The organism is Streptomyces sp. NPDC101191 (assembly GCF_044767915.1).
Classification (GTDB): Bacteria; Actinomycetota; Actinomycetes; order Streptomycetales; family Streptomycetaceae; genus Streptomyces.
This window is the reverse complement of record NZ_JBIWOU010000003.1, coordinates 479,766-500,725: the sequence shown is the minus strand read 5'-3', so window position 1 is coordinate 500,725 and position 20,960 is coordinate 479,766. Positions and strand designations below refer to the sequence as shown.

Genomic DNA, 20,960 nt, shown 5'->3' with positions numbered 1-20,960 from the left:
GCGCCCGGTGCCGTACACGAGGTACGGACCGGGCGCGGCGGCCCTCGAAGGGTGCCGGGGCCCCGGGTCAGCCCAGGGTTCCCCAGGTCCCGCCGTTCGGTTTTCCGCCGGAGGTGGTGCCGGGGGACGGACTGTCCGTCGGGGACGTCGGCGGCGTGGTGGTCGGGCCACCGTTGGTGCCGCCGTTGTCCTGGCCCTTGGTGGTGCCCCCGTTCGGGTCGCACGGCCAGTCCCAGACGCTGCAGGTCTTGCCCGGGTCCGGCGACTTGGTCGGCTTGCCCGTGGGCGCCTCCGTCGACGGGGTCATGGAAGGCGTCTCGGACGGGGTCTCCGTCGGCGTCGGGGTCGGGCTGACCATGCCGCCGCCGTAGACGCCCTCGGCGTCGTCCAAGGGCTCGGGCGCCGGGAAGCTCTTCGCCTCGGTGCCCTTGAGCGCCTCGGTCATGTAGTCGTGCCAGATCCGCGACGGGAACGAATTACCGTGGATCTTCGGCTGGTCGCCGGTGCCGTACATGGACTCGAACTTGCGGTCCTTGAGCGTCTCGTCGTCCGCGAAGCGGTACATGTCGATCGCGGTGGACAGCTGCGGGGTGAACCCGACGAACCAGGCCGAGTTGTTGCCGTCGGTCGTACCCGTCTTGCCGGCCGCCTCGCGGTCGTCGAGCGCGGCCTTCCGGCCGGTGCCGCCCTTGACGACGCTCTTCAGGACGTCGGTCACGTTGCTGGCGACGGCGGTGGAGAACACCCGCTTGGGCTGGGCCTCGTGCTTGTACTTGGTCTGGCCCTGCTTCAGGACCTTCTCGACCGAGTAGACGTCGTTGCGCTCGCCGTTGTTGGCGAAGGTCGCGTAGGCGCCCGCCATGCGGATCGCGCTCGGGTTGGAGATACCGAGGGAGAACGACGGCACGTTGGCCTTGACCAGCGAGCCCTCACGCAGACCGGCGTCGATGGCGGCCTGGCGGACCTTGTCGATGCCGACGTCCATGCCGAGCTGCACGTACGGCGAGTTCGCCGACTTCATCATGGCCGTGCGGAGGTTGATGTTCTTGTAGCTGGCGTGCTCGTCGTTGGCCTGGAGCCACTCGTTGCCGTTCTCGTCACGCCAGGTCGAGCCGTCGTAGTTCTTGATCTTCAGGTTGTTCTGGCCGTTGTAGTAGCTCTTGTCCGGGTCGACGAGCGTGCGGGTGGAGGCGTCCTGCTCCTTGCTCCCCTTGGGGTCGCGGACACCGTCGCGCATCGCCGCGGCGAGGACGAAGGGCTTGAACGTCGAGCCGACCTGGGCGCCGGTCTCGTCGGCGTTGTTGGTGAAGTGCGTGGTGGCGTTGGCACCGCCGTAGATCGCCACGATCGCACCGGTCTCGGGGTTCACCGAGGCACCGCCGAACTGGACGTGCGTATCGGTCTTGGGGCGCTTCTTCGGGTCGATGTACTCGCTGTAGACCGACTTCACGGCCTTCTCGAGCGCGTTGACCTTCTTCTTGTCGAAGGTCGTGTAGATCTCGTAGCCGCCGCGGGCGAGGTCCTGCTCGCTGATGCCCAGCTCGGTGTTGTTGAGGACGCTCTTCTGTGCCGTGCGCACCAGGTAGCCGATCTGGCCGCCGAGCTGCGGGCCCTGGGTCCGCGCCTTCACCTTGGGGAACGTGGGGTACTTCGCCCGCTCGGCGGCCGTCAGGCTGCCGTCCTTGACCATCTCGTCGAGGATCCACGCCCAGCGCTTCTGAGCGCGCGCGAGGTTGGCCTGCGGGGTGGCCGCCGTGTCGATGTCGACGCTGCCGGCCGGGTCGTAGTAGGTCGCGCCCTTGAGCAGCGAGGCGAGGAAGGCGCACTCGCTGGGGTTGAGGTCCTTGGCGTTCTTGCCGAAGTACGTGCGGGCCGCGGCCTGGATGCCGTAGGCGCCCCGGCCGTAGTACGAGGTGTTGAGGTAGCCCGCCATGATCTCGGGCTTGCCCTTCTCGTTGCCGACGCGCATGGAGATGAAGAGTTCCTTCACCTTGCGGGTCAGCGTCTGCGACTGGTCGTCGAGACGGTTGTTCTTCACGTACTGCTGGGTGATGGTCGAGCCACCCTGGGTCTCGCCACCCTTGGCCATGTTCCAGACGGCGCGGCCGATGCCCATGGGGTCGATGCCGGAGTCCGTCCAGAAGGTCTTGTTCTCGGCCGAGACCACGGCGTTCTGCATGGCCTTCGGGATCTGGTCGAACGAGACGATCTGACGGTTGACCTCACCGCCGGTCGCGGCCATCTGCGTGCCGTCGGCCCAGTAGAAGACGTTGTTCTGCTGCTTGGCGCTGATGGCCTCGTCGGGGATGCCCACCATGGCGTACGCGATCGTCGCCGCGCCCATGAGGCCGCCGACGAACGTCAGGAAGAGGCCCGTCGTGAGCTTCCACGAGGGCATCCAGCGCCGCCAGCCGTACTTGCCGTACCGCGGGTAGTCGATCATCCGCTTCTTGCCGGGCGGACGTCCGCCGTCGTTACGGCCCCGTCCGGGACCGCCACCACGGCCGCCGCCACCCCCTCCGCGACGGCCACCGGGGCCACCGGGGCCCCCGCCGCCCTCGGGTGCGCGCCTGCGTCCGCCACGCTGGGCGGCGCGCCGGGCCTCGGCCCGGCCGCCGTAGGGGCGCTCCTCCTCCCCATAAGAGGAAGGAGGTCCGTACGAGGCCGAAGGAGACCCCGTACTGACATCACGGCCCTGGGCCGGCCCGCGGCCCATCGGCTGCTGGGCGGCGCGCCGGGCCGCAGCACGACCGCCACTCGGCGGCTGCTGCTGCGGCATTTTGCGACGATGCTCGCTCATCGAACGACTACTCCTCGGGCAGGCACACAGGCCTGGAAGCGGCAGTTGAGTTCCGGTCCCCCCGAAATGCACACGGCCGGACCTCGGAAAAGACCCCACCGTGCCGCAGCCGGTCACCCGCTTCACTGACGCCCTGCGGCATCGCTTGGTTCCCGGTGGTCTGCATGCCGCACAGACTACGCACGGCCAAAACCTGCCTAGGGCCGAACATCACCCCAAATCCGACAAGTCGATTGCTGTGAATTGACGATGTGACGCCGGTCACCCGAGTCTCACTTGTCGCATCACTCAGGCCGTTCTATCGTCGGGATGTATCGAGTCGATACATCAGTGCGGCACATCGGCTCGGCATACGGACGTCCACCTGGTCCGAGAGACGAGTCCCGAGAGCGGCGGAGGAGGCGACATATGAGCAGGCGCTCAGGAATTCTCGAGTTCGCCGTTCTCGGTCTGCTCCGCGAGGCCCCCATGCACGGGTACGAGCTGCGCAAGCGGCTCAACACCTCCCTGGGAATCTTCCGGGCCTTCAGCTACGGGACGCTCTATCCCTGCCTCAAGACGCTGGTCGCCAACGGCTGGTTGATCGAGGAACCGGGCAGCGCCCCCGAAGAGGCCCTGGCGGCTTCACTCGCAGGACGCCGCGCCAAGATCGTCTACCGGTTGACGGCCGAAGGTAAGGAGCACTTCGAGGAGCTCCTCACCCACACCGGCCCCGACGCCTGGGAGGACGAGCACTTCGCCGCCCGCTTCGCCTTCTTCGGCCAGACCGAGCGCGATGTGCGGATGCGAGTGCTCGAGGGCCGCCGCAGCCGGCTGGAGGAGCGCCTGGAGAAGATGCGCGCCTCTCTGGTCCGGACACGCGAGCGCCTCGACGACTACACGCTTGAGCTGCAGCGCCACGGAATGGAGTCCGTGGAGCGCGAAGTGCGCTGGCTGAACGAGCTCATCGAGAGCGAGCGGGCGGGGCGGGATCAACGATCCGGCCCCGACGCCCCCGAGGGCGCCGCTCAGCAGCACAGAGAATCTGGAGAAACGGGCGGCCTGCCCCGGCACGGGGGCAGTACCCGGCCGGATCCGTCCGACGACACCGACAAGTGAAACCCTGCCTCGCAGGGCTTCCACGATCACACAGGGAGCAACCGGAATGGGTTCGGTTCGCGTAGCCATCGTCGGCGTGGGCAACTGCGCCGCCTCGCTGGTGCAGGGCGTCGAGTACTACAAGGACGCCGACCCGGCGGCCAAGGTGCCCGGCCTGATGCACGTCCAGTTCGGCGACTACCACGTCGGCGACGTGGAGTTCGTGGCCGCGTTCGACGTCGACGCGAAGAAGGTCGGCCTCGACCTGTCGGACGCCATCGGCGCCAGCGAGAACAACACCATCAAGATCTGCGACGTCCCCAACAAGGGCGTCACGGTCCAGCGTGGTCACACCCTCGACGGCCTCGGCAAGTACTACCGCATGACCATCGAGGAGTCCGCCGAGGCTCCGGTCGACGTCGTCCAGGTCCTCAAGGACCAGCAGGTCGACGTGCTCGTCTGCTACCTGCCCGTGGGCTCCGAGGACGCGGCGAAGTTCTACGCCCAGTGCGCCATCGACGCCAAGGTCGCCTTCGTCAACGCCCTCCCGGTCTTCATCGCCGGCACCAAGGAGTGGGCGGACAAGTTCACCGAGGCCGGCGTTCCGATCGTCGGCGACGACATCAAGTCCCAGGTCGGCGCCACCATCACGCACCGCGTGATGGCCAAGCTGTTCGAGGACCGCGGTGTCCGTCTTGAGCGCACCATGCAGCTCAACGTCGGCGGCAACATGGACTTCAAGAACATGCTCGAGCGCGACCGCCTCGAGTCCAAGAAGATCTCCAAGACGCAGGCCGTCACCTCCCAGATCCCCGACCGGGAGCTCGGCGAGAAGAACGTCCACATCGGCCCGTCGGACTACGTGGCCTGGCTGGACGACCGCAAGTGGGCCTACGTCCGCCTCGAGGGCCGCGCCTTCGGTGACGTTCCGCTGAACCTGGAGTACAAGCTCGAGGTGTGGGACTCCCCGAACTCCGCGGGTGTCATCATCGACGCCCTGCGCGCCGCGAAGATCGCCAAGGACCGCGGCATCGGCGGCCCGATCCTCTCCGCCTCCTCGTACTTCATGAAGTCCCCGCCGGTCCAGTACTTCGACGACGAGGCTCTCGCCAACGTCGAGAAGTTCATCAAGGGCGAGGTCGAGCGCTGACCTGACGGTCCAACGGCTCGATGACAAGGGTCCCCGTGGCACTGCCCGGGGGCCCTTCTCGTATGTGAGTCTTGCTGCCATGTCCGTCGTGCGTGATCTGCGCATCCTCCTGCGCCTGCGCAACTTCCGCCGCCTGCTCGCCGTCCGACTGCTCTCCCAGTGCGCGGACGGGGTCTACCAGGTGGCCCTGGCCACGTACGTCGTCTTCTCTCCCGAGAAGGAGACCAGCCCCGCCGCTATCGCCTCCGCCATGGCCGTCCTACTGCTCCCCTACTCCCTCGTCGGGCCCTTCGCGGGTGTCCTCCTGGACCGCTGGCGCCGCCGCCAGGTCTTCCTCTACGGAAACCTGCTGCGCGCCCTGCTCGCCGCCGGGACCGCGGTACTCATGCTGGCCTCGGTACCCGACTGGCTCTTCTACGGCTCCGCCCTCTCCGTCACTGCCGTCAACCGTTTCGTGCTGGCCGGTCTCTCGGCCGCACTCCCGCGCGTGGTCGACGACGAACGACTGGTCATCGCCAACTCCCTCTCACCGACCGCCGGCACCCTCGCAGCGACGCTCGGCGGCGGGCTCGCCTTCGGTGTGCGTCTGGTCGCCGATGACTCCGACGCCGCCGTCGTCCTGCTCGGCGCCGTGCTCTATCTCTGCTCCGCGCTCGCCTCGCTGCGGATGTCCCGTGAGCTCCTCGGGCCGAACCCCGACCAGGTCCAGCCGCGACTCGCCGCCGCGCTGGCTTCCACCGCTCGGGGGCTGATCGACGGTTTGCGGCATCTCGCCCAGCGTCGGCCCGCCGCCCGGGCGCTCGCTGCGGTCACCGTGATGCGCTTCTGCTACGGGGCGCTGTTCGTGACCGTACTCATGCTCTCGCGCTACGCCTGGGGCACCACCCAGGCGGAGGGCCTCGCCGTGCTGGGACTCGCGGTCGCCGCCTCCGGTGCCGGATTCTTCGCCGCGGCGGTGCTCTCCCCGTGGGCCGTCGGAAGGCTCGGGCCTTTCGGCTGGATGACCCTGTGCACGGGTTCCGCCGCGATGCTCACCCCTGCGCTGGGACTCACCTTCGCACGGACGCCCTTCCTCGTGGCCGCCTTCGTTCTCGGCCTGACCACGCAGGGCGCGAAGATCGCGACGGACACCGTCGTCCAGACCTCGGTGGACGACGCCTACCGGGGCCGGGTCTTCTCCCTCTACGACGTGCTGTTCAACGTCGCCTTCGTGGGAGCCGCCGGAGTCGCGGCTCTGATGCTCCCGCCGGACGGACGATCGCCAGCCCTCGTGGTGCTGGTGTCCGCGCTCTACGCCACCCTCGCGGTCTTCCTGCTCCGGCTCGTCCGAGCCGACAGGGTGCGGGCCAACGGCAAGGGGTGATGTTTCACGTGAAACATCACCCCTTGCCGAACGTGCCTGCCGATGCGTTCCAGGGTCGATGTTTCACGTGAAACATCGACCGTGAAACACCGGCGTCAGGCGCTCTGGTCCGCCCACCACTCCTTGAGCGCGGCGACGGCGTCGTCGTGGTCCATCGGGCCGTTCTCCAGCCGCAGCTCCAGCAGGAACTTGTACGCCTGGCCGACCGCAGGCCCGGGACGGATGCCCAGGATCTCCTGGATCTCGTTGCCGTCGAGGTCGGGGCGGATCGAGTCCAGCTCCTCCTGCTCCTGCAGCTGCGCGATGCGCTCCTCCAGGCCGTCATAGGCACGGGAGAGCGCAGCAGCCTTGCGCTTGTTGCGCGTGGTGCAGTCGGAGCGGGTCAGCTTGTGGAGTCGGGAGAGCAGCGGTCCCGCGTCCCGCACATAACGCCGGACGGCCGAGTCGGTCCACTCACCCGTGCCATAGCCGTGGAAGCGAAGGTGCAACTCCACCAGACGCGAGACGTCCTTGATCATCTCGTTGGAGTACTTGAGCGCCGTCATGCGCTTCTTCGTCATCTTCGCGCCGACCACCTCATGGTGGTGGAAGGAGACCCGGCCGTCCTTCTCGAAACGGCGGGTGCGCGGCTTGCCGATGTCGTGGAGCAGGGCCGCGAGGCGCAGCACCAGGTCCGGGCCGCTCTCCTCCAAGTCGATGGCCTGGTCGAGGACGGTCAGCGAGTGCTCGTAGACGTCCTTGTGCCGGTGGTGCTCGTCGTTCTCCAGACGCAGCGCCGGCAGCTCCGGCAGCACATGGGCCGCGAGACCCGTGTCGGTGAGCAGCCCGAGGCCCTTGCGGGGGTGGGCGGAGAGCAGGAGCTTGTTGAACTCCTCACGGATGCGCTCGGCGGAGACGATCTCCAGCCGGTCGCACATCTCCGTCATCGCCGTGACGACCTCGGGAGCGACCTCGAAGTCCAGCTGCGCGGCGAAGCGCGCGGCGCGCATCATGCGGAGCGGGTCGTCGGAGAAGGACTCCTCCGGGGTCCCCGGGGTGCGCAGCACGCGCTCGGCCAGGTCCTCGAGACCGCCGTGCGGATCGATGAACTCCTTCTCCGGGAGTGCCACGGCCATGGCGTTGACGGTGAAGTCGCGCCGGACCAGGTCCTCCTCGATGGAGTCGCCGTAGGAGACCTCAGGCTTGCGGGAGGTGCGGTCGTACGCCTCCGAGCGGTAGGTGGTGACCTCCACCTGGTAGCCGTCCTTCTGGCAGCCGACCGTACCGAAGGCGATCCCGACCTCCCAGACGGCCTCGGCCCAGGGCCGGACGATCTTCAGAACGTCCTCGGGGCGGGCGTCGGTGGTGAAGTCCAGGTCGTTGCCGAGACGGCCGAGGAGGGCGTCACGTACCGAGCCTCCGACCAGCGCGAGGCTGAACCCGGCGGCCTTGAAGCGGCGGGCGAGGTCGTCGGCGACAGGGGACACACGCAGCAGTTCACTGACCGCGCGGCGTTGCACCTGGCTCAGTGCAGTCGGGGTGTCTTCGTTGGCGTTCGGCACAACAGAAAAGGGTACGTGCCCCGGCTCACCACGACGTCCCCGTTTTCCCACGGCCCACGCGCGTGGCTCCGGTCGCCTCCGGTGCATCTCGGCGCCCTGGCCGCCATCGCCTGGAGCAGTCCCCGGCACTTGGCCGCCGCGTGCCTCGTTACCATGCCTGGACACAGCAACCGGGAACCACCGACACCACTGACACCACAGACAACGACGAGGACGGGCGACGCGTGGCCGAGGCGGCAGCTATTCAGGGGACCGTGCCCTCACCTGCCCGCCGCTGGCTGCGGCGCACGGCCTCCCTCGCCGTCGCGGTTCCGCTCCTGGCCGGGCTTCTCCAGGGTGTGACCGCCCCCACTGCCGAAGCCGCCCAGAAGGCGAGCGGATCGGGGTCGGTGGAGGTGTCTCTCGACACACTGGCGCCGAGCGCCCCGGTGGAGAGTGACACGCTCACCATCACGGGAACGGTCACCAACGAGGGCAAGCAGGCGGTGACCAACGCCACGGTCGACCTCCGGGTCGGCCCGCGGATGACCAGCCGCAGCGAGATCGAGGACATCGGCCGCAGCGGCGCCTACCGCGACGGCCGCGACCCGGCCCCGCTCGGCAAGCCCTACAGCGTCGCCATCCCCAGGCTGGGCGCAGGACTGAGCAAGGACTTCACGCTCACCGTTCCCGTCTCCAAGCTGGGCCTGGACGACGAGGGGGTCTATCAGCTGGGGGTCTCCCTCACGGGCCAGACCGCTAGCCAGTCCTACGACCGAGTCCTCGGCATCGAGCGCACCTTCCTGCCGTACGAGCCCGAGGACACCGAGAAGAAGACCCAGCTCTCGTACCTCTGGCCGCTGATCTCCACGACCCATGTCTCCGCCGAGACGGGCGCGAACCAGCAGCAGACCCCGGTCTTCGAGAACGACGACCTGGCCACGGAGCTCGCCCCGGGCGGCCGGCTCCACGAGATGGTCGCGCTCGGCAAGGACCTCCCGGTCACCTGGGTGATCGACCCGGACCTGCTCGCCAGCGTCGACGCCATGACCGGGCCGTACCGGGTGAAGAGCGGGACGACCGAGGTGCCGGGCCGGAACCAGGCCGTGGCCGAGCGCTGGCTGGACGCCCTGGAGAAGGCCGTACAGGGCCACAAGGTGGTCGCCCTCCCCTTCGCCGACCCCGACCTGGCCTCCCTCGCCCACCACGGCAAGGAGGTCCCCGGCTCCCTCAGCCACCTGCAGCAGGCGACCGCGCTGGCCGCGTCCACCGTCGAGACCGTGCTCCACGTGAAGCCGTCCACCGACTTCTCCTGGCCCGTCGACGGCGCCGTGGACCCGTCCGTCATGGACGTCGCCACCTCCGCCGGCGCACGCAACGTGATCGCCCGCAGCGACAGCTTCCGCGACGACCTCTCGTACACCCCGACCTCGGCCCGCCCGATCGCCGGCGGCACCACCGCGATCGTCAGCGACGCCACCCTCTCCAAGGCCTTCCAGGGCGACCTGATCCGGGCCGAGAACTCCACCCTGGCGGTCCAGGCCTTCCTGGCCCAGTCCCTCGCGACCACCCTGGAGATGCCGGAGAAGCAGCGCAGCGTCGTGGTCGCCCCGCAGCGCATGCCCACCACCGCGCAGGCACACAGCATGGCGGCGGGGCTGAAGGGTCTGTCCGCGGGCCGCTGGACGCAGCCGCAGGACCTGCTGGCCGCGGCAGTGGCCCAGCCGGACCCGGACGCGTCGCAGCGGGTTCCGGGCAGCGGCTCCTACCCGAGGAAGCTGCGCGCCCAGGAGCTGTCGACCGAGGCCTTCCGCCAGATGAAGGACACCCGGGACCAGCTGGACGACTTCAAGGTGATCCTGAGCGCCCCGGACCGTGTGGTGCCGCCCTTCACCAACGCGATCAGTCGGCAGATGTCGACCTCGTGGCGCGGCGAGGCCCCCTCAGCGGCGCTGTACCGCCAGGAGGTCATGATCTACCTGCGCGACCTCACGGAGGAGGTGCAGCTGATCGAGAAGTCGGACCTCACCCTGTCCGGTCGCAGCGCCACCATCCCCGTGACCGTGCAGAACAAGCTGCTCCAGGGCGTGGACCAGCTGGTGCTGCGGCTGACCTCCGGCAACCGGACGCGTCTGCAGTTCGACGGCGAGTCCTTCGCCGAGCTGCCCGTGAAGATCGACGGCGGCCACAGCCAGTCGGTGAAGTTCCCCGCCTCGGCCAACGCCAACGGGCCGGTCCCGATGACGGCCCAGCTCTTCACCGAGGACGGCACGCCCTACGGTGCCCCGATGAGGTTCACCGTGAAGGTCTCCGAGATCACCCCCACGGTGATGCTCGTGATCGCCGGCGGTGTGCTCCTGCTCGTCCTGGCCGGCATCCGGATGTACAGCCAGCGCAAGCGCGCCGCCGCCCGGAATGCCGAGGCGGAGGCCGAGAGCGAGGCGAACGAGGGCGAGGCCGACCCCGGGGCCGAGGGCGACACCGAGGCCGGAAGCGGCTCGGAGGCCATGACCGGGGACGCGCCGGACGAGACCCGGACGGATTCCGTGCAGCCGAGTGACCCGACACCGGACACCGGGTCCGAAAGCGGCGACCCGTCCGGCCCGGGTGAGAAAGTGGACCGTTGAGCGATGTCGTGGCCGGTCGGCCGGGGACGATGAGGTGGGGTAACCATGAACGCGCCGTACGACGGTGACCGCGGCCAGGGCGCGGGCGGCACCCCGCCGTCCGGTGGCACGCCCGCGGCACCGGCACCCGGCCCCGCGCCGGTGCCGCCGCATCAGCAGGCCGCTCCTGACCCGTACGCACCGGATCCGCAGAACCCGTACGCCCAGGACCCGTACGTCCAGGACGCCTACGCCCACGACCCCTACCAGGCGCGGGACCTGTCCGCCCAGGACCCGGTGAACGAAGCGCTCTACGACCGCGCCGCGCACCCGCCGCCCCCGCCCGGCACCTACGCGGAACCGCAGCCGCTCTACCAGCAGCCGACCGTCCCCCCGCACGCCCCGGACCCCCGCGTCTGGGCGCAGACGCCGGCTCCCGAGCCCGACGGCCCCTCCCGCCATCTGCCGTACGGCGACGACGCCCGCACGGTCCAGTTCACCGGTGTCGACGACCTCGTGACCCACGCGGGGGAGGAGGACCCGGAGCCCGACGCCTTCGCCCACCTCTACCGGGACCAGCAGACGTCCGGCCAGGTGCCCCCGCCGTCCCCGGAGCCCGACCCCATGCCCGCGCCCGCCCCGAAGAAGGCCGGCCGTGCCTCAGGGCTGCTCAGGTCGAGCGCCGTGATGGCGGCCGGCACCCTCGTCTCCCGCCTCACCGGCTTCGTCCGCAGCCTGGTGATCACCGGTGCCCTCGGCGCCGCACTGCTCGGTGACACCTTCACCGTCGCCTACACCCTGCCGACGATGATCTACATCCTCACCGTCGGCGGTGGCCTCAACTCGGTCTTCGTGCCGCAGCTGGTCCGCTCGATGAAGAACGACGAGGACGGCGGCGAGGCCTACGCCAACCGGCTGCTCACCCTCGTCATGGTCGCGCTCGGCGCGATCGTCGCCATCGCCGTGTTCGCCGCCCCGCTACTGATCCGGCTGATGTCGAACACCATCGCGGACGACGCGGCGGCCAACAGCGTCGCCGTCACCTTCGCCCGCTACTGCCTGCCCACCATCTTCTTCATGGGTGTGCACGTGGTGATGGGTCAGATCCTCAACGCCCGCGGCAAGTTCGGCGCGATGATGTGGACCCCGGTCCTCAACAACATCGTGATGATCTCCACCTTCGGCCTCTTCATCTGGGTCTACGGCACGTCCGCCGAGTCCCACATGGGCGTCACGACCATCCCCGACGAGGGCGTCCGGCTGCTCGGCATCGGTACCCTGCTCGGCCTGGCCGTCCAGGCCCTGGCGATGATCCCCTACCTGCGCGAGACCGGCTTCCGCTTCCGGCCGCGCTTCGACTGGAAGGGCCACGGGCTCGGCAAGACCGTCAAGCTGGCCAAGTGGACCGTCCTGTTCGTGCTCGCCAACCAGGCCGGTGTCCTGGTCGTCACCCAGCTCGCCACCGCGGCCGGTGAGGAGTCCGGGAAGAACGGTGCCGGCTTCCTCGCCTACTCCAACGCGCAGCTCATCTGGGGCATGCCGCAGGCCATCATCACCGTCTCGGTCATGGCCGCTCTGTTGCCGCGCATTTCCCGCGCCGCCTCCGACAACGACCCGGGCGCCGTCCGCGACGACATCTCGCAGGGCCTGCGCAACTCGGCCGTGGCGATCGTCCCGGTCGCCTTCACGTTCCTGGCGCTCGGTGTCCCGATGTGCACCCTGCTCTACGCCTCCAGCGGCGTCGAGGCCGCCCAGGGCATGGGCTTCATCCTGATGGCCTTCGGCCTCGGCCTGATCCCCTACTCCGTGCAGTACGTCGTGCTCCGTGGCTTCTACGCCTACGAGGACACCCGCACGCCCTTCTACAACACCGTCATCGTCGCGGCGGTCAACGCGGCCGCCTCCGCGGCCTGTTACGTACTGCTGCCGGCCCAGTGGGCCGTGGTCGGCATGGCCGCGTCCTACGGTCTGGCCTACGCGGTCGGTGTCGGCGTCGCCTGGCGCCGACTGCGCAACCGCCTGGGCGGCGACCTCGACGGCGCCCATGTGCTGCGCACCTACGCGCGCTTGTGCCTGGCCTCGCTGCCGGCCGCGGTCGTGTCCGGAGCCGTCGGCTTCGCCCTTCTGAAGCTGCTCGGCGAGGGCGCCCTGGGTTCGCTCGTCGCCCTCGTCGTCGGCGGGGCGGTGCTGCTCGGAGTCTTCTTCGTCGCGGCGAAGCGCATGCGGATCGCGGAGCTCAACTCCATGGTGGGTATGGTCCGCGGACGCCTGGGACGCTAGTCGGAACACGGCTCGCGGGGTTCGCACAACCATCGGCTCCCCCCGCGTGTCGTGCATAGCGCCGGACTGTGGGCACAATTGGCATGGCTGTTGGATGTGGCGCAACGGATGGGGAGGCAGGAACGACGGTGGCGGAACGTAGCACGGCTGCCGTCGACGTGGCCGACAACAGCGGTGACGACCCGCTGACCGCCAAGGCGGAGAAGGCCGCGACCGACGGGGTGGCGGAAGCGCAGAAGAAGGCGGCACCGGCCGCCGAGGCCACGGAGAGCAAGGCGGTCGAACGACAGAACGGCGAACAACCCTCCATCACGGCACCTGAGCTGCACAGCGGCCACAAGCTGGCGAGGCGGTACCGGCTGGAGGAGTGTGTCACCCGTCTGGACGGATTCAGCAGCTGGCGTGCCGTGGACGAGAAGCTGCGGCGGGCCGTCGGGGTGCACATCCTGCCGGCCGACCACGCCCGCGCCCGCTCCGTGCTCGCGGCCGCACGTTCCGCGGCGCTCCTCGGCGACCCGCGGTTCGTGCAGGTCCTCGACGCCGTCGAGGAGAACGATCTCGTCTACGTGGTGCACGAGTGGCTGCCCGACTCCACGGAGCTGACCGCGCTGCTCGCGGCCGGCCCCATGGAGCCGCACGACGCCTACCAGCTCGTCACCCAGGTCTCCGGGGCCATGGCGGCCGCCCACCGTGAGGGGCTCTCGCACCTCCGGCTCACGCCGAGCGCGGTGCTGCGCAGCTCCACCGGTCAGTACCGCATCCGAGGACTCGCCGTGAACGCCGCCCTTCGCGGCATCAGCGCCGAGCGTCCGCAGCGGACGGACACCGAGGCGATCGGTGCCCTCCTCTACGCGGCACTCACCCAGCGGTGGCCGTACGAGAACGACGCCTACGGCCTCTCCGGCCTTCCCAAGGGGGTCGGGCTCCTTCCCCCCGACCAGGTACGCGCGGGCGTCCACCGGGGCCTCTCGGAGATCGCCATGCGGGCCCTGGCGAACGACGGGGCCACGGCCTCGCGCCAGGAGCCGCCCTGTACCACCCCGGACGAGCTGGCCAAGGCGGTCGCGGCGATGCCGCGCATCCGCCCGCCCGAGCCGGAGTTCCCGCTGCCCGCGCCGCCGGAGTACCAGCGCACCACGTACCAGCAGGGCACCTACGGGCGGCCTCAGCCGCACCCCGCTGCGACCCAGCAGATCGTGACTCCTCCGCCTCCGCTGCAGAGTCGTACGGGCAAGGCACTGAAGTGGGCCGTCTCGGCCCTGCTCATCGCCGCCCTGGGCCTCGGCAGCTGGCAGATCGCGGACCGGCTCCTGAACCAGAGCAAGGCGAACGAGACCCCGCCGACCCAGCAGTTGCCGCCGGACGAGGACAACAAGGAGCCGAAGGCGGACGGGAAGCCGGTCGCGATCGCGGATGCGCGCGACTTCGATCCGCAGGGCAGCGATGGCGGCGAGAACCCCCAGGACATAAAGAACGCCTACGACAACGACCCGAGCACGTCGTGGACGACGAGCAGCTACAAGGGGTACTCGAAGTTCGGCAACCTGAAGGACGGGGTCGGGATCATCCTCGATCTCGGCAAGGTCCAGCAGGTCGGCAAGGTCGAGGTCTCGTTCAACGGCGTCACGTCGGTCGAGTTGCGGACGACTCCGGAGAACTTCTCGTCGCAGCCGAGCCAACTGGGCGACTTCACCCAGCAGACCGCGAGTCAGGGGGTCCAAGTGGATCTCGTTCCCGGCAAGCCGTTGAAGACGCGCTACGTTCTCGTCTGGCTGACGGATCTGCCCTCGGGCGGAGACGGCTACCGGGGCGAGATCTCGAACATCAAGATCACCAGCTGACGTCACACCCGGGGGGAGGGGCTCACCGTTGGACGACGCCATGGGCGACAAGCGCAGCGACCAGGAACTGCTGGCCTGCCACGTGGCCGGCGATCCGGACGCCTTCGGTGAGCTCGTGCGGCGCCACCGGGACCGGCTCTGGGCCGTGGCCCTGCGGACCCTGGGAGACCGCGAGGAGGCCGCTGACGCCGTCCAGGACGCCCTCGTGTCGGCGTTCCGGGCAGCGCATACCTTCCGTGGCCAGTCGGCCGTCACGACCTGGCTGCACCGCATCACGGTGAACGCCTGCCTCGACCGCGCACGCAAGGCCGCCTCGCGCAAGACCTCGCCGATGGACGACACCGCCCGGTTCGAGCAGCTCCTCGAACCGGCCGAGTCGGCCGAGGCTCCTGCCGAGCGCCAGGATCTTCACCGCCAGCTTCTGGGAGCGCTCGCCACACTCCCGGCGGAGCAGCGGGCGGCGCTCGTCCTCGTCGACATGCAGGGATACCCGGTCGCCGAGGCCGCTCGTATCCTCGATGTCCCCACCGGGACCGTGAAGAGCCGTTGCGCGCGTGGGCGGGCGCGGCTCCTTCCGATGCTCACTCATCTGCGCGATGACACGGTGGGTAACGAGGGCCCGGACCGGGGAAGGAACCGGACGCCGGGGGCATCCGTCCCAGTGGTGCCGGGACCGACGGATACCGGACCGAGTAATCCAGCTGCTGTGAAGGGCGGAGGTGGGCGCACGTGACTTCCACGGCCGACACGACTCAGCACCCGGACGTCTCGGAGATCTCCGACCTCACCGAGGGGCTGCTCTCGCCGTCCCGTAGCGCGACCGTGCGGCAGCACGTGGACTCCTGTTCCCTGTGCACGGACGTCCGCACCTCTTTGGAGGAGATCCGGGGGCTGCTGGGCACCCTTCCGGGGCCGCCCAGGATGCCCGCCGAGATCGCCGGGCGGATCGACGCCGCGCTCGCGGCCGAAGCCCTGCTGAGCGCCACCGCGCCGGATGCCGACGCGCGTGTTTCACGTGAAACATCTCCGAGCCGCCCCGCTCCGGCCCCCGCTCCCGCTTCCGATCGGCCGGCCGGGCGCCCTGCCGCGGCCACAGGCCCCGGACGTCCCCGCAGGTCCCGCCGCCGGCTCGCCGCCGTCGGCGCCGCCTGCGGAGCCGCGGCCCTGGGGCTCGGTCTTTTCCTCGTTCAGTCGGGTGGTCTGGATGTCGGCGCGGGCGCGGACAAGAAGTCCGACGTGACCGCCGCCAAGGCCGACGCCCGGTTCGACGGCCGGCCCGTCGACTCCACCGTGCATGCCCTCCTGAGCCAGAACCACACCTTCCAGGCACCCCGGGACCGAAACGGAACGCCCGCACCTCTCACCGCCGAGAGCGGCGGAGACGGGCAGGAGCGGATGACGGGTGCCACCCTGCCCGCATGTGTCCAGGCCGGCACCGGACGCGCCGACGCCGCGATCGCCTTCCAGCAGGGTGACTACCAGGGAACGCCGGCCTATCTGGTCGTCCTCCCCGACACAAAGGACGGCACCCGGGTCCAGGCCTATGTGCTCGACGCCTCCTGTGCCTCGGACGGCGGGAACGGCAAGGCCGAGGTCCTGCTCCAGGAGTCCGTCCCTCGCTCCTGACTCGCCACGCGGACGGCGGCGGTCTCGGGAATGCTCGCCCCGTAGGATCGGTTGGGTGGGGTGAGAGTGACCGACCGATCGCCCCCACGTAGGCAGTAGGCAGTCTGCAGAGACGAGGAAGAAACCCGTGAGCGACGTCCGTAACGTGATCATCATCGGCTCCGGGCCCGCGGGTTACACCGCTGCGCTCTACACGGCCCGCGCGTCGCTGAAGCCGCTCGTGTTCGAGGGTGCCGTCACCGCCGGCGGTGCCCTGATGAACACGACCGAGGTGGAGAACTTCCCCGGCTTCCGTGACGGCATCATGGGCCCGGACCTCATGGACAACATGCGGGCACAGGCCGAGCGCTTCGGCGCCGAGCTGGTGCCGGACGACATCGTCGCCGTGGACCTCACGGGCGAGATCAAGACGGTCACGGACACCGCCGGCAACGTCTACCGCGCCAAGGCCGTCATCGTCACGACCGGCTCCCAGCACCGGAAGCTCGGCCTGCCGAACGAGGACACCCTCTCGGGCCGCGGTGTCTCCTGGTGCGCCACCTGCGACGGCTTCTTCTTCCGGGACCAGGACATCGCCGTGGTCGGCGGCGGCGACACCGCGATGGAGGAGGCGACCTTCCTCTCGCGCTTCGCCAAGTCGGTCACCATCGTCCACCGCCGCGACTCCCTGCGTGCCTCCAAGGCGATGCAGGAGCGCGCCTTCGCCGACCCGAAGATCAAGTTCGCCTGGGACAGCGAGGTCGCCGAGGTCCACGGAGAGCAGAAGCTCACCGGTCTGACCCTGCGCAACACCAAGACCGGCGAGACCAGCGAGCTCCCGGTGACCGGCCTCTTCATCGCCGTGGGCCATGACCCGCGGACCGAGCTCTTCAAGGGCCAGCTGGACCTCGACGCGGAGGGCTACCTCAAGGTCGACGCCCCGTCGACGCGTACCAACCTCACGGGTGTCTTCGGCGCCGGCGACGTCGTCGACCACACCTACCGCCAGGCGATCACCGCCGCCGGCACCGGCTGCTCCGCCGCGCTCGACGCCGAGCGCTTCCTGGCCGCCCTCGCCGACAGCGAGAAGCTCGCCGAGACCCCCGCGGTCTGACCCCTACGCATCCCCCACCCCACCCCGCGAATCAAGGAGGCCGCCGTGGCCGGCGCCACTGTTACCGCTACTGACGCTGACTTCGAGGAGAAGGTCCTCAAGAGCGAGAAGCCCGTTCTCGTGGACTTCTGGGCCGAGTGGTGCGGCCCGTGCCGCCAGATCGCCCCGTCGCTGGAGGCCATCGCCTCCGAGCACCCCGAGATCACCATCGTGAAGCTCAACATCGACGAGAACCCGGGCACGGCCGCCAAGTACGGCGTCATGTCCATCCCGACCCTGAACGTCTACCAGGGCGGCGAGGTCGTGAAGACCATCGTCGGTGCCAAGCCGAAGGCCGCACTGCTGCGCGACCTGGAGGGCTTCGTCGAGGCCAAGGCCTGACGCTCCCGCCGTTTCACGTGAAACAACAGCGGCCCGCCCCTGACGAGGGGGCGGGCCGCTGTCGTCTGCCGGACGGTGTCAGAGGGGCCGCAGGACCGGCTCCTTCTGCACGGCACCCAGGAGGCGGTCGAGAGCCAACTCGACATCCTCCTTCCACGAGAGCGTCGTCCTCAACTCCAGCCGTAGCCGGGGGAAGGTCGGATGCTGCCGCACGGTCTTGAATCCGACAGCCAGCAGATGCTCGGCGGGCAGCACACACGCCGGTTCCTTCCAGCGGGCGTCACCGAAGGCCTCGATCGCCTTGAATCCCCGGCGCAGCAGATCCTTCGCCACCGTCTGCACCATGACCCGGCCCAGCCCCTGCCCCTGGTACCCGGGCATGATCCAGGCCGTCATCAACTGCACCGCGTCCGCGGCGACCGGGCTCGTGGGGAAAGCTGTGGAGCGGGGCACATAGGCCGGAGGCGCGTACAGCACGAAGCCGACGGGCACTTCGTCGACGTAGACCACCCGGCCACAGGATCCCCATTCGAGGAGCACGGCGGAGATCCACGCCTCCTTCTCCAGCTCCGGGCGGCCGGCCTTCACGGCGGCCTCACCGCTGACCGGATCGAGCTCCCAGAACACACAGGAGCGACACCGCTTGGGGATATCCGGAAGGTTGTCCAGCGTGAGCGGTACGAGCCGACGCCCCACGGCTGCTCCTCGCTTCCCTCGGCCATCGCTGTACGAATTCGCCTCCCAGAATCGTAACGAGGGGGCGATCGCGGCGATACCGCAGACAGGCAAAGGGCGGAGCGTGTTCCGATGAATGCTGGAACACGCCCCGCCCTGGGGACGCATGAGAGGCAGCTCAGCCCTCGGAGCCGTGCCCGTCCTCGTCGCCGGCGGCCTCCTGGCCGTCCTGCTCGGCGCCCCCGTGGTCCATGACGCGGCCCTCGCCCGGGGCCAGGGTCGAGAGGATCCGCTCGAGATCCTCCATCGAGGCGAACTCGACGGTGATCTTGCCCTTCTTCTGGCCGAGGTCGACCTTCACCCGCGTCTCGAAGCGGTCCGAGAGCCGGGTCGCGAGGTCGCGCAGAGCCGGAGAGACCCGGGCGCCCGCCCGCGGGCCCTTGGGCTTCACCGCAGAGGACGGCTCCGAGCCCATGAGCGTGACGATCTCCTCCACCGCACGTACCGAGAGGCCCTCGGCGACGATCCGGTAGGCGAGCTTGTCCTGCGTCTCCGGGTCGTCCACGGAGAGCAGGGCACGAGCGTGACCGGCCGACAGGACACCGGCGGCGACCCGGCGCTGCACGGGCGGTGAGAGACGCAGCAGACGCAGCGTGTTGGAGACCTGCGGACGCGAACGCCCGATCCGGTCGGCCAGCTGGTCGTGGGTGCAGTTGAAGTCCTTGAGCAGCTGGTCGTAGGCGGCGGCCTCTTCCAGCGGGTTCAGCTGCGCCCGGTGCAGGTTCTCCAGGAGGGCGTCGAGGAGCAGCTTCTCGTCCTCGGTGGCCCGCACGATCGCCGGGATCCGCTCCAGGCCGGCCTCACGGCAGGCCCGCCAGCGGCGCTCGCCCATGATGAGCTCGTAGCGCTCGGGAGCAAGCTGACGTACGACGACCGGCTGGAGCAGACCGACCTCCTTGATGGAGGTGATCAGCTCTGCCAGGGCGTCCTCGTCGAACACCTCACGGGGCTGACGCGGGTTCGGCGTGATGGAGTCCAGCGGCAGCTCGGCGAAATGCGCACCGGCGGGGGACTCCGGCAGCGGCTCGGGTTCCGGCGCCGGCACCACGGAGTCGGGGGACTGCGGGCTGGACGGCAGGGTGGCCAGCTTCGCCGCGGCCACCCCTCGGTCCGATCCCATTCCCGGGACGGTTCCGGCAGACGTCGCGGCAGGGGCGGCCCCGACACCGACGGCAGGCACCTGTCGCTCCTGGGGAGCAGCGGGGATCAGCGCACCGAGCCCACGCCCCAGCCCCCTACGTCGCTCGCTCACTGGATCCCCTCCGACATTCGCTGGCTGTTCTGGTGACCCATGTGCGGGTGGACCCCGTGGGCCTGACTGGCGTCATAGCTGAGATCGACACCGCGCAGGGCGATCTCGCGCGCCGCTTCGAGATACGACAGGGCACCGCTGGAGCCCGGGTCGTAGGTGAGCACGGTCTGGCCGTAGCTCGGTGCCTCCGAGATACGCACGGAGCGCGGGATGCTGGTCCTGAGGACCTCCTCGCCGAAGTGGCTGCGCACCTCGTCGGCGACCTGGGAGGCGAGCCTCGTGCGGCCGTCGTACATGGTGAGCAGGATCGTCGAGACGTGCAGCGCGGGGTTGAGGTGTCCGCGCACCAGGTCGACGTTCCGCAGGAGCTGACCCAGGCCCTCCAGCGCGTAGTACTCGCACTGGATGGGGATCAGCACCTCGGCACCCGCCACCATGGCGTTGACCGTCAGCAGGCCCAGCGAAGGCGGGCAGTCGATCAGGATGTAGTCGAGCGGCTGCTCGTAGGCCTGAATCGCACGCTGGAGCCGGCTCTCACGCGCCACCAGCGACACCAGCTCGATCTCCGCACCGGCGAGATCGATAGTGGCAGGGGCGCAGAACAGACCCTCGACGTCCCGGACGGGCTGGACGACCTCGGCAAGCGGCTTGCTCTCGACCAGCACGTCGTAGATCGAGGGGACCTCGGCGTGATGGTCGATACCGAGCGCCGTGGAGGCGTTGCCCTGCGGATCGAGGTCGATGACCAGGACGCGGGCGCCATGCAAAGCGAGAGAGGCGGCCAGATTGACCGTCGTGGTCGTCTTGCCCACGCCGCCCTTCTGGTTGGCGACCACCATCACACGGGTCTGGGCAGGCCGAGGAAGTCCCTCACCGGCCCGTCCCAGGGCCTCTACGGCCAGCTGGGCAGCACGGCCGATGGGGGTGTCGTCCATCGGAGGCGGTGTTTCACGTGAAACATCCGCCCCTACCGATTCGGTTCGGGGACCGGGGACCGGATCGGTCATCGGTCCCGCGATGTTGGCGTCGGACCGCAAGGATTCACTCTCCTCGGCTTCAGGCTCGCGATGGATAGAGCCTGCCATGCCTTCGGGGTCGTGAACCAGCGAGGCCCGTGGTTCTGTGGATGAATCCACCTCTGTGGACAACCCTTTAACCCTCACGGGGGGTTTCGTCGGGGTCTTGCGGTCCCAGGGCGTGGCAGCCGCGCGGCCGCGGCTGATGATCCCCTGCAGC

General features: G+C 69.5%; 15 protein-coding genes. 10 read left to right on the top strand and 5 right to left on the bottom strand.

Annotated elements, in window-relative coordinates:
• Positions 1–67: 67 nt before the first annotated feature.
• Positions 68–2,800 (bottom strand): transglycosylase domain-containing protein, encoded by a 2,733-nt coding sequence (locus tag ACIRQF_RS15460; protein WP_404092454.1) that lies wholly within the window; start codon positions 2,798–2,800, stop codon positions 68–70.
• 408 nt (positions 2,801–3,208) lie between these two features.
• Here ACIRQF_RS15460 and ACIRQF_RS15455 point away from each other — a divergent pair, with 408 nt between their 5' ends.
• From ACIRQF_RS15455 to ACIRQF_RS15445, 3 genes are all read left to right on the top strand, one after another.
• Complete coding sequence (locus ACIRQF_RS15455; RefSeq protein ID WP_376627333.1) at positions 3,209–3,898, top strand: helix-turn-helix transcriptional regulator; 690 nt, start codon at positions 3,209–3,211, stop codon at positions 3,896–3,898.
• A gap of 46 nt (positions 3,899–3,944) precedes the next feature.
• Positions 3,945–5,027 (top strand): inositol-3-phosphate synthase, encoded by a 1,083-nt coding sequence (locus tag ACIRQF_RS15450; RefSeq protein ID WP_382477382.1) that lies wholly within the window; start codon positions 3,945–3,947, stop codon positions 5,025–5,027.
• Positions 5,028–5,106: 79 nt separating this feature from the next.
• Positions 5,107–6,390, top strand: coding sequence for an MFS transporter (locus ACIRQF_RS15445; RefSeq protein ID WP_404092450.1), 1,284 nt, complete (start codon positions 5,107–5,109; stop codon positions 6,388–6,390).
• 95 nt (positions 6,391–6,485) lie between these two features.
• Here ACIRQF_RS15445 and ACIRQF_RS15440 read toward each other — a convergent pair whose 3' ends face one another.
• Positions 6,486–7,931 carry a CCA tRNA nucleotidyltransferase gene (locus ACIRQF_RS15440; RefSeq protein WP_376627327.1) on the bottom strand — a complete coding sequence of 482 codons (1,446 nt, stop codon included), beginning with the start codon at positions 7,929–7,931 and terminating at the stop codon, positions 6,486–6,488.
• A 224-nt stretch (positions 7,932–8,155) separates the two neighbouring features.
• On the opposite strand from ACIRQF_RS15440, the gene ACIRQF_RS15435 reads away from it, so the two are divergent.
• The 7 genes from ACIRQF_RS15435 to trxA all read left to right on the top strand — a co-directional run bounded on the left by ACIRQF_RS15435 (position 8,156) and on the right by trxA (position 17,737).
• Positions 8,156–10,537 carry a DUF6049 family protein gene (locus ACIRQF_RS15435; protein WP_404092447.1) on the top strand — a complete coding sequence of 794 codons (2,382 nt, stop codon included), beginning with the start codon at positions 8,156–8,158 and terminating at the stop codon, positions 10,535–10,537.
• Positions 10,538–10,582: 45 nt separating this feature from the next.
• Complete coding sequence (murJ, locus tag ACIRQF_RS15430) at positions 10,583–12,796, top strand: murein biosynthesis integral membrane protein MurJ (protein WP_404092444.1); 2,214 nt, start codon at positions 10,583–10,585, stop codon at positions 12,794–12,796.
• A 128-nt stretch (positions 12,797–12,924) separates the two neighbouring features.
• Positions 12,925–14,637: a serine/threonine protein kinase gene (locus tag ACIRQF_RS15425; RefSeq protein WP_404092441.1), complete on the top strand. Its 1,713-nt coding sequence runs from the start codon at positions 12,925–12,927 to the stop codon at positions 14,635–14,637.
• Between the two features lie 40 nt (positions 14,638–14,677).
• Positions 14,678–15,370, top strand: coding sequence for an RNA polymerase sigma factor SigM (gene sigM / locus ACIRQF_RS15420; RefSeq protein WP_376627645.1), 693 nt, complete (start codon positions 14,678–14,680; stop codon positions 15,368–15,370).
• On the top strand, positions 15,367–16,263 hold the full coding sequence (locus ACIRQF_RS15415; protein WP_404092438.1) for a hypothetical protein: 897 nt from the start codon (positions 15,367–15,369) through the stop codon (positions 16,261–16,263). Before sigM ends, ACIRQF_RS15415 begins: the two co-directional genes overlap by 4 nt.
• A 127-nt stretch (positions 16,264–16,390) precedes the next feature.
• Entirely contained in the window at positions 16,391–17,356 is a 966-nt protein-coding gene (gene trxB / locus ACIRQF_RS15410) for a thioredoxin-disulfide reductase (RefSeq protein WP_376627317.1), read from the top strand.
• Positions 17,357–17,401: 45 nt separating this feature from the next.
• Complete coding sequence (gene trxA / locus ACIRQF_RS15405) at positions 17,402–17,737, top strand: thioredoxin (protein ID WP_376627315.1); 336 nt, start codon at positions 17,402–17,404, stop codon at positions 17,735–17,737.
• A 78-nt stretch (positions 17,738–17,815) separates the two neighbouring features.
• Here the strand turns inward: trxA and ACIRQF_RS15400 are convergent, their stop codons facing one another.
• The 3 genes from ACIRQF_RS15400 to ACIRQF_RS15390 form a co-directional block, all read right to left on the bottom strand.
• A complete protein-coding gene (locus ACIRQF_RS15400; RefSeq protein ID WP_376627313.1) occupies positions 17,816–18,433 on the bottom strand; it encodes a GNAT family N-acetyltransferase in 618 nt (205 codons plus the stop codon).
• A gap of 157 nt (positions 18,434–18,590) precedes the next feature.
• Entirely contained in the window at positions 18,591–19,724 is a 1,134-nt protein-coding gene (locus ACIRQF_RS15395; RefSeq protein WP_376627311.1) for a ParB/RepB/Spo0J family partition protein, read from the bottom strand.
• Positions 19,721–20,809, bottom strand: a complete 1,089-nt coding sequence (locus ACIRQF_RS15390) for a ParA family protein (RefSeq protein ID WP_376627643.1) — start codon at positions 20,807–20,809, stop codon at positions 19,721–19,723. Before ACIRQF_RS15390 ends, ACIRQF_RS15395 begins: the two co-directional genes overlap by 4 nt.
• Positions 20,810–20,960: the final 151 nt, after the last annotated feature.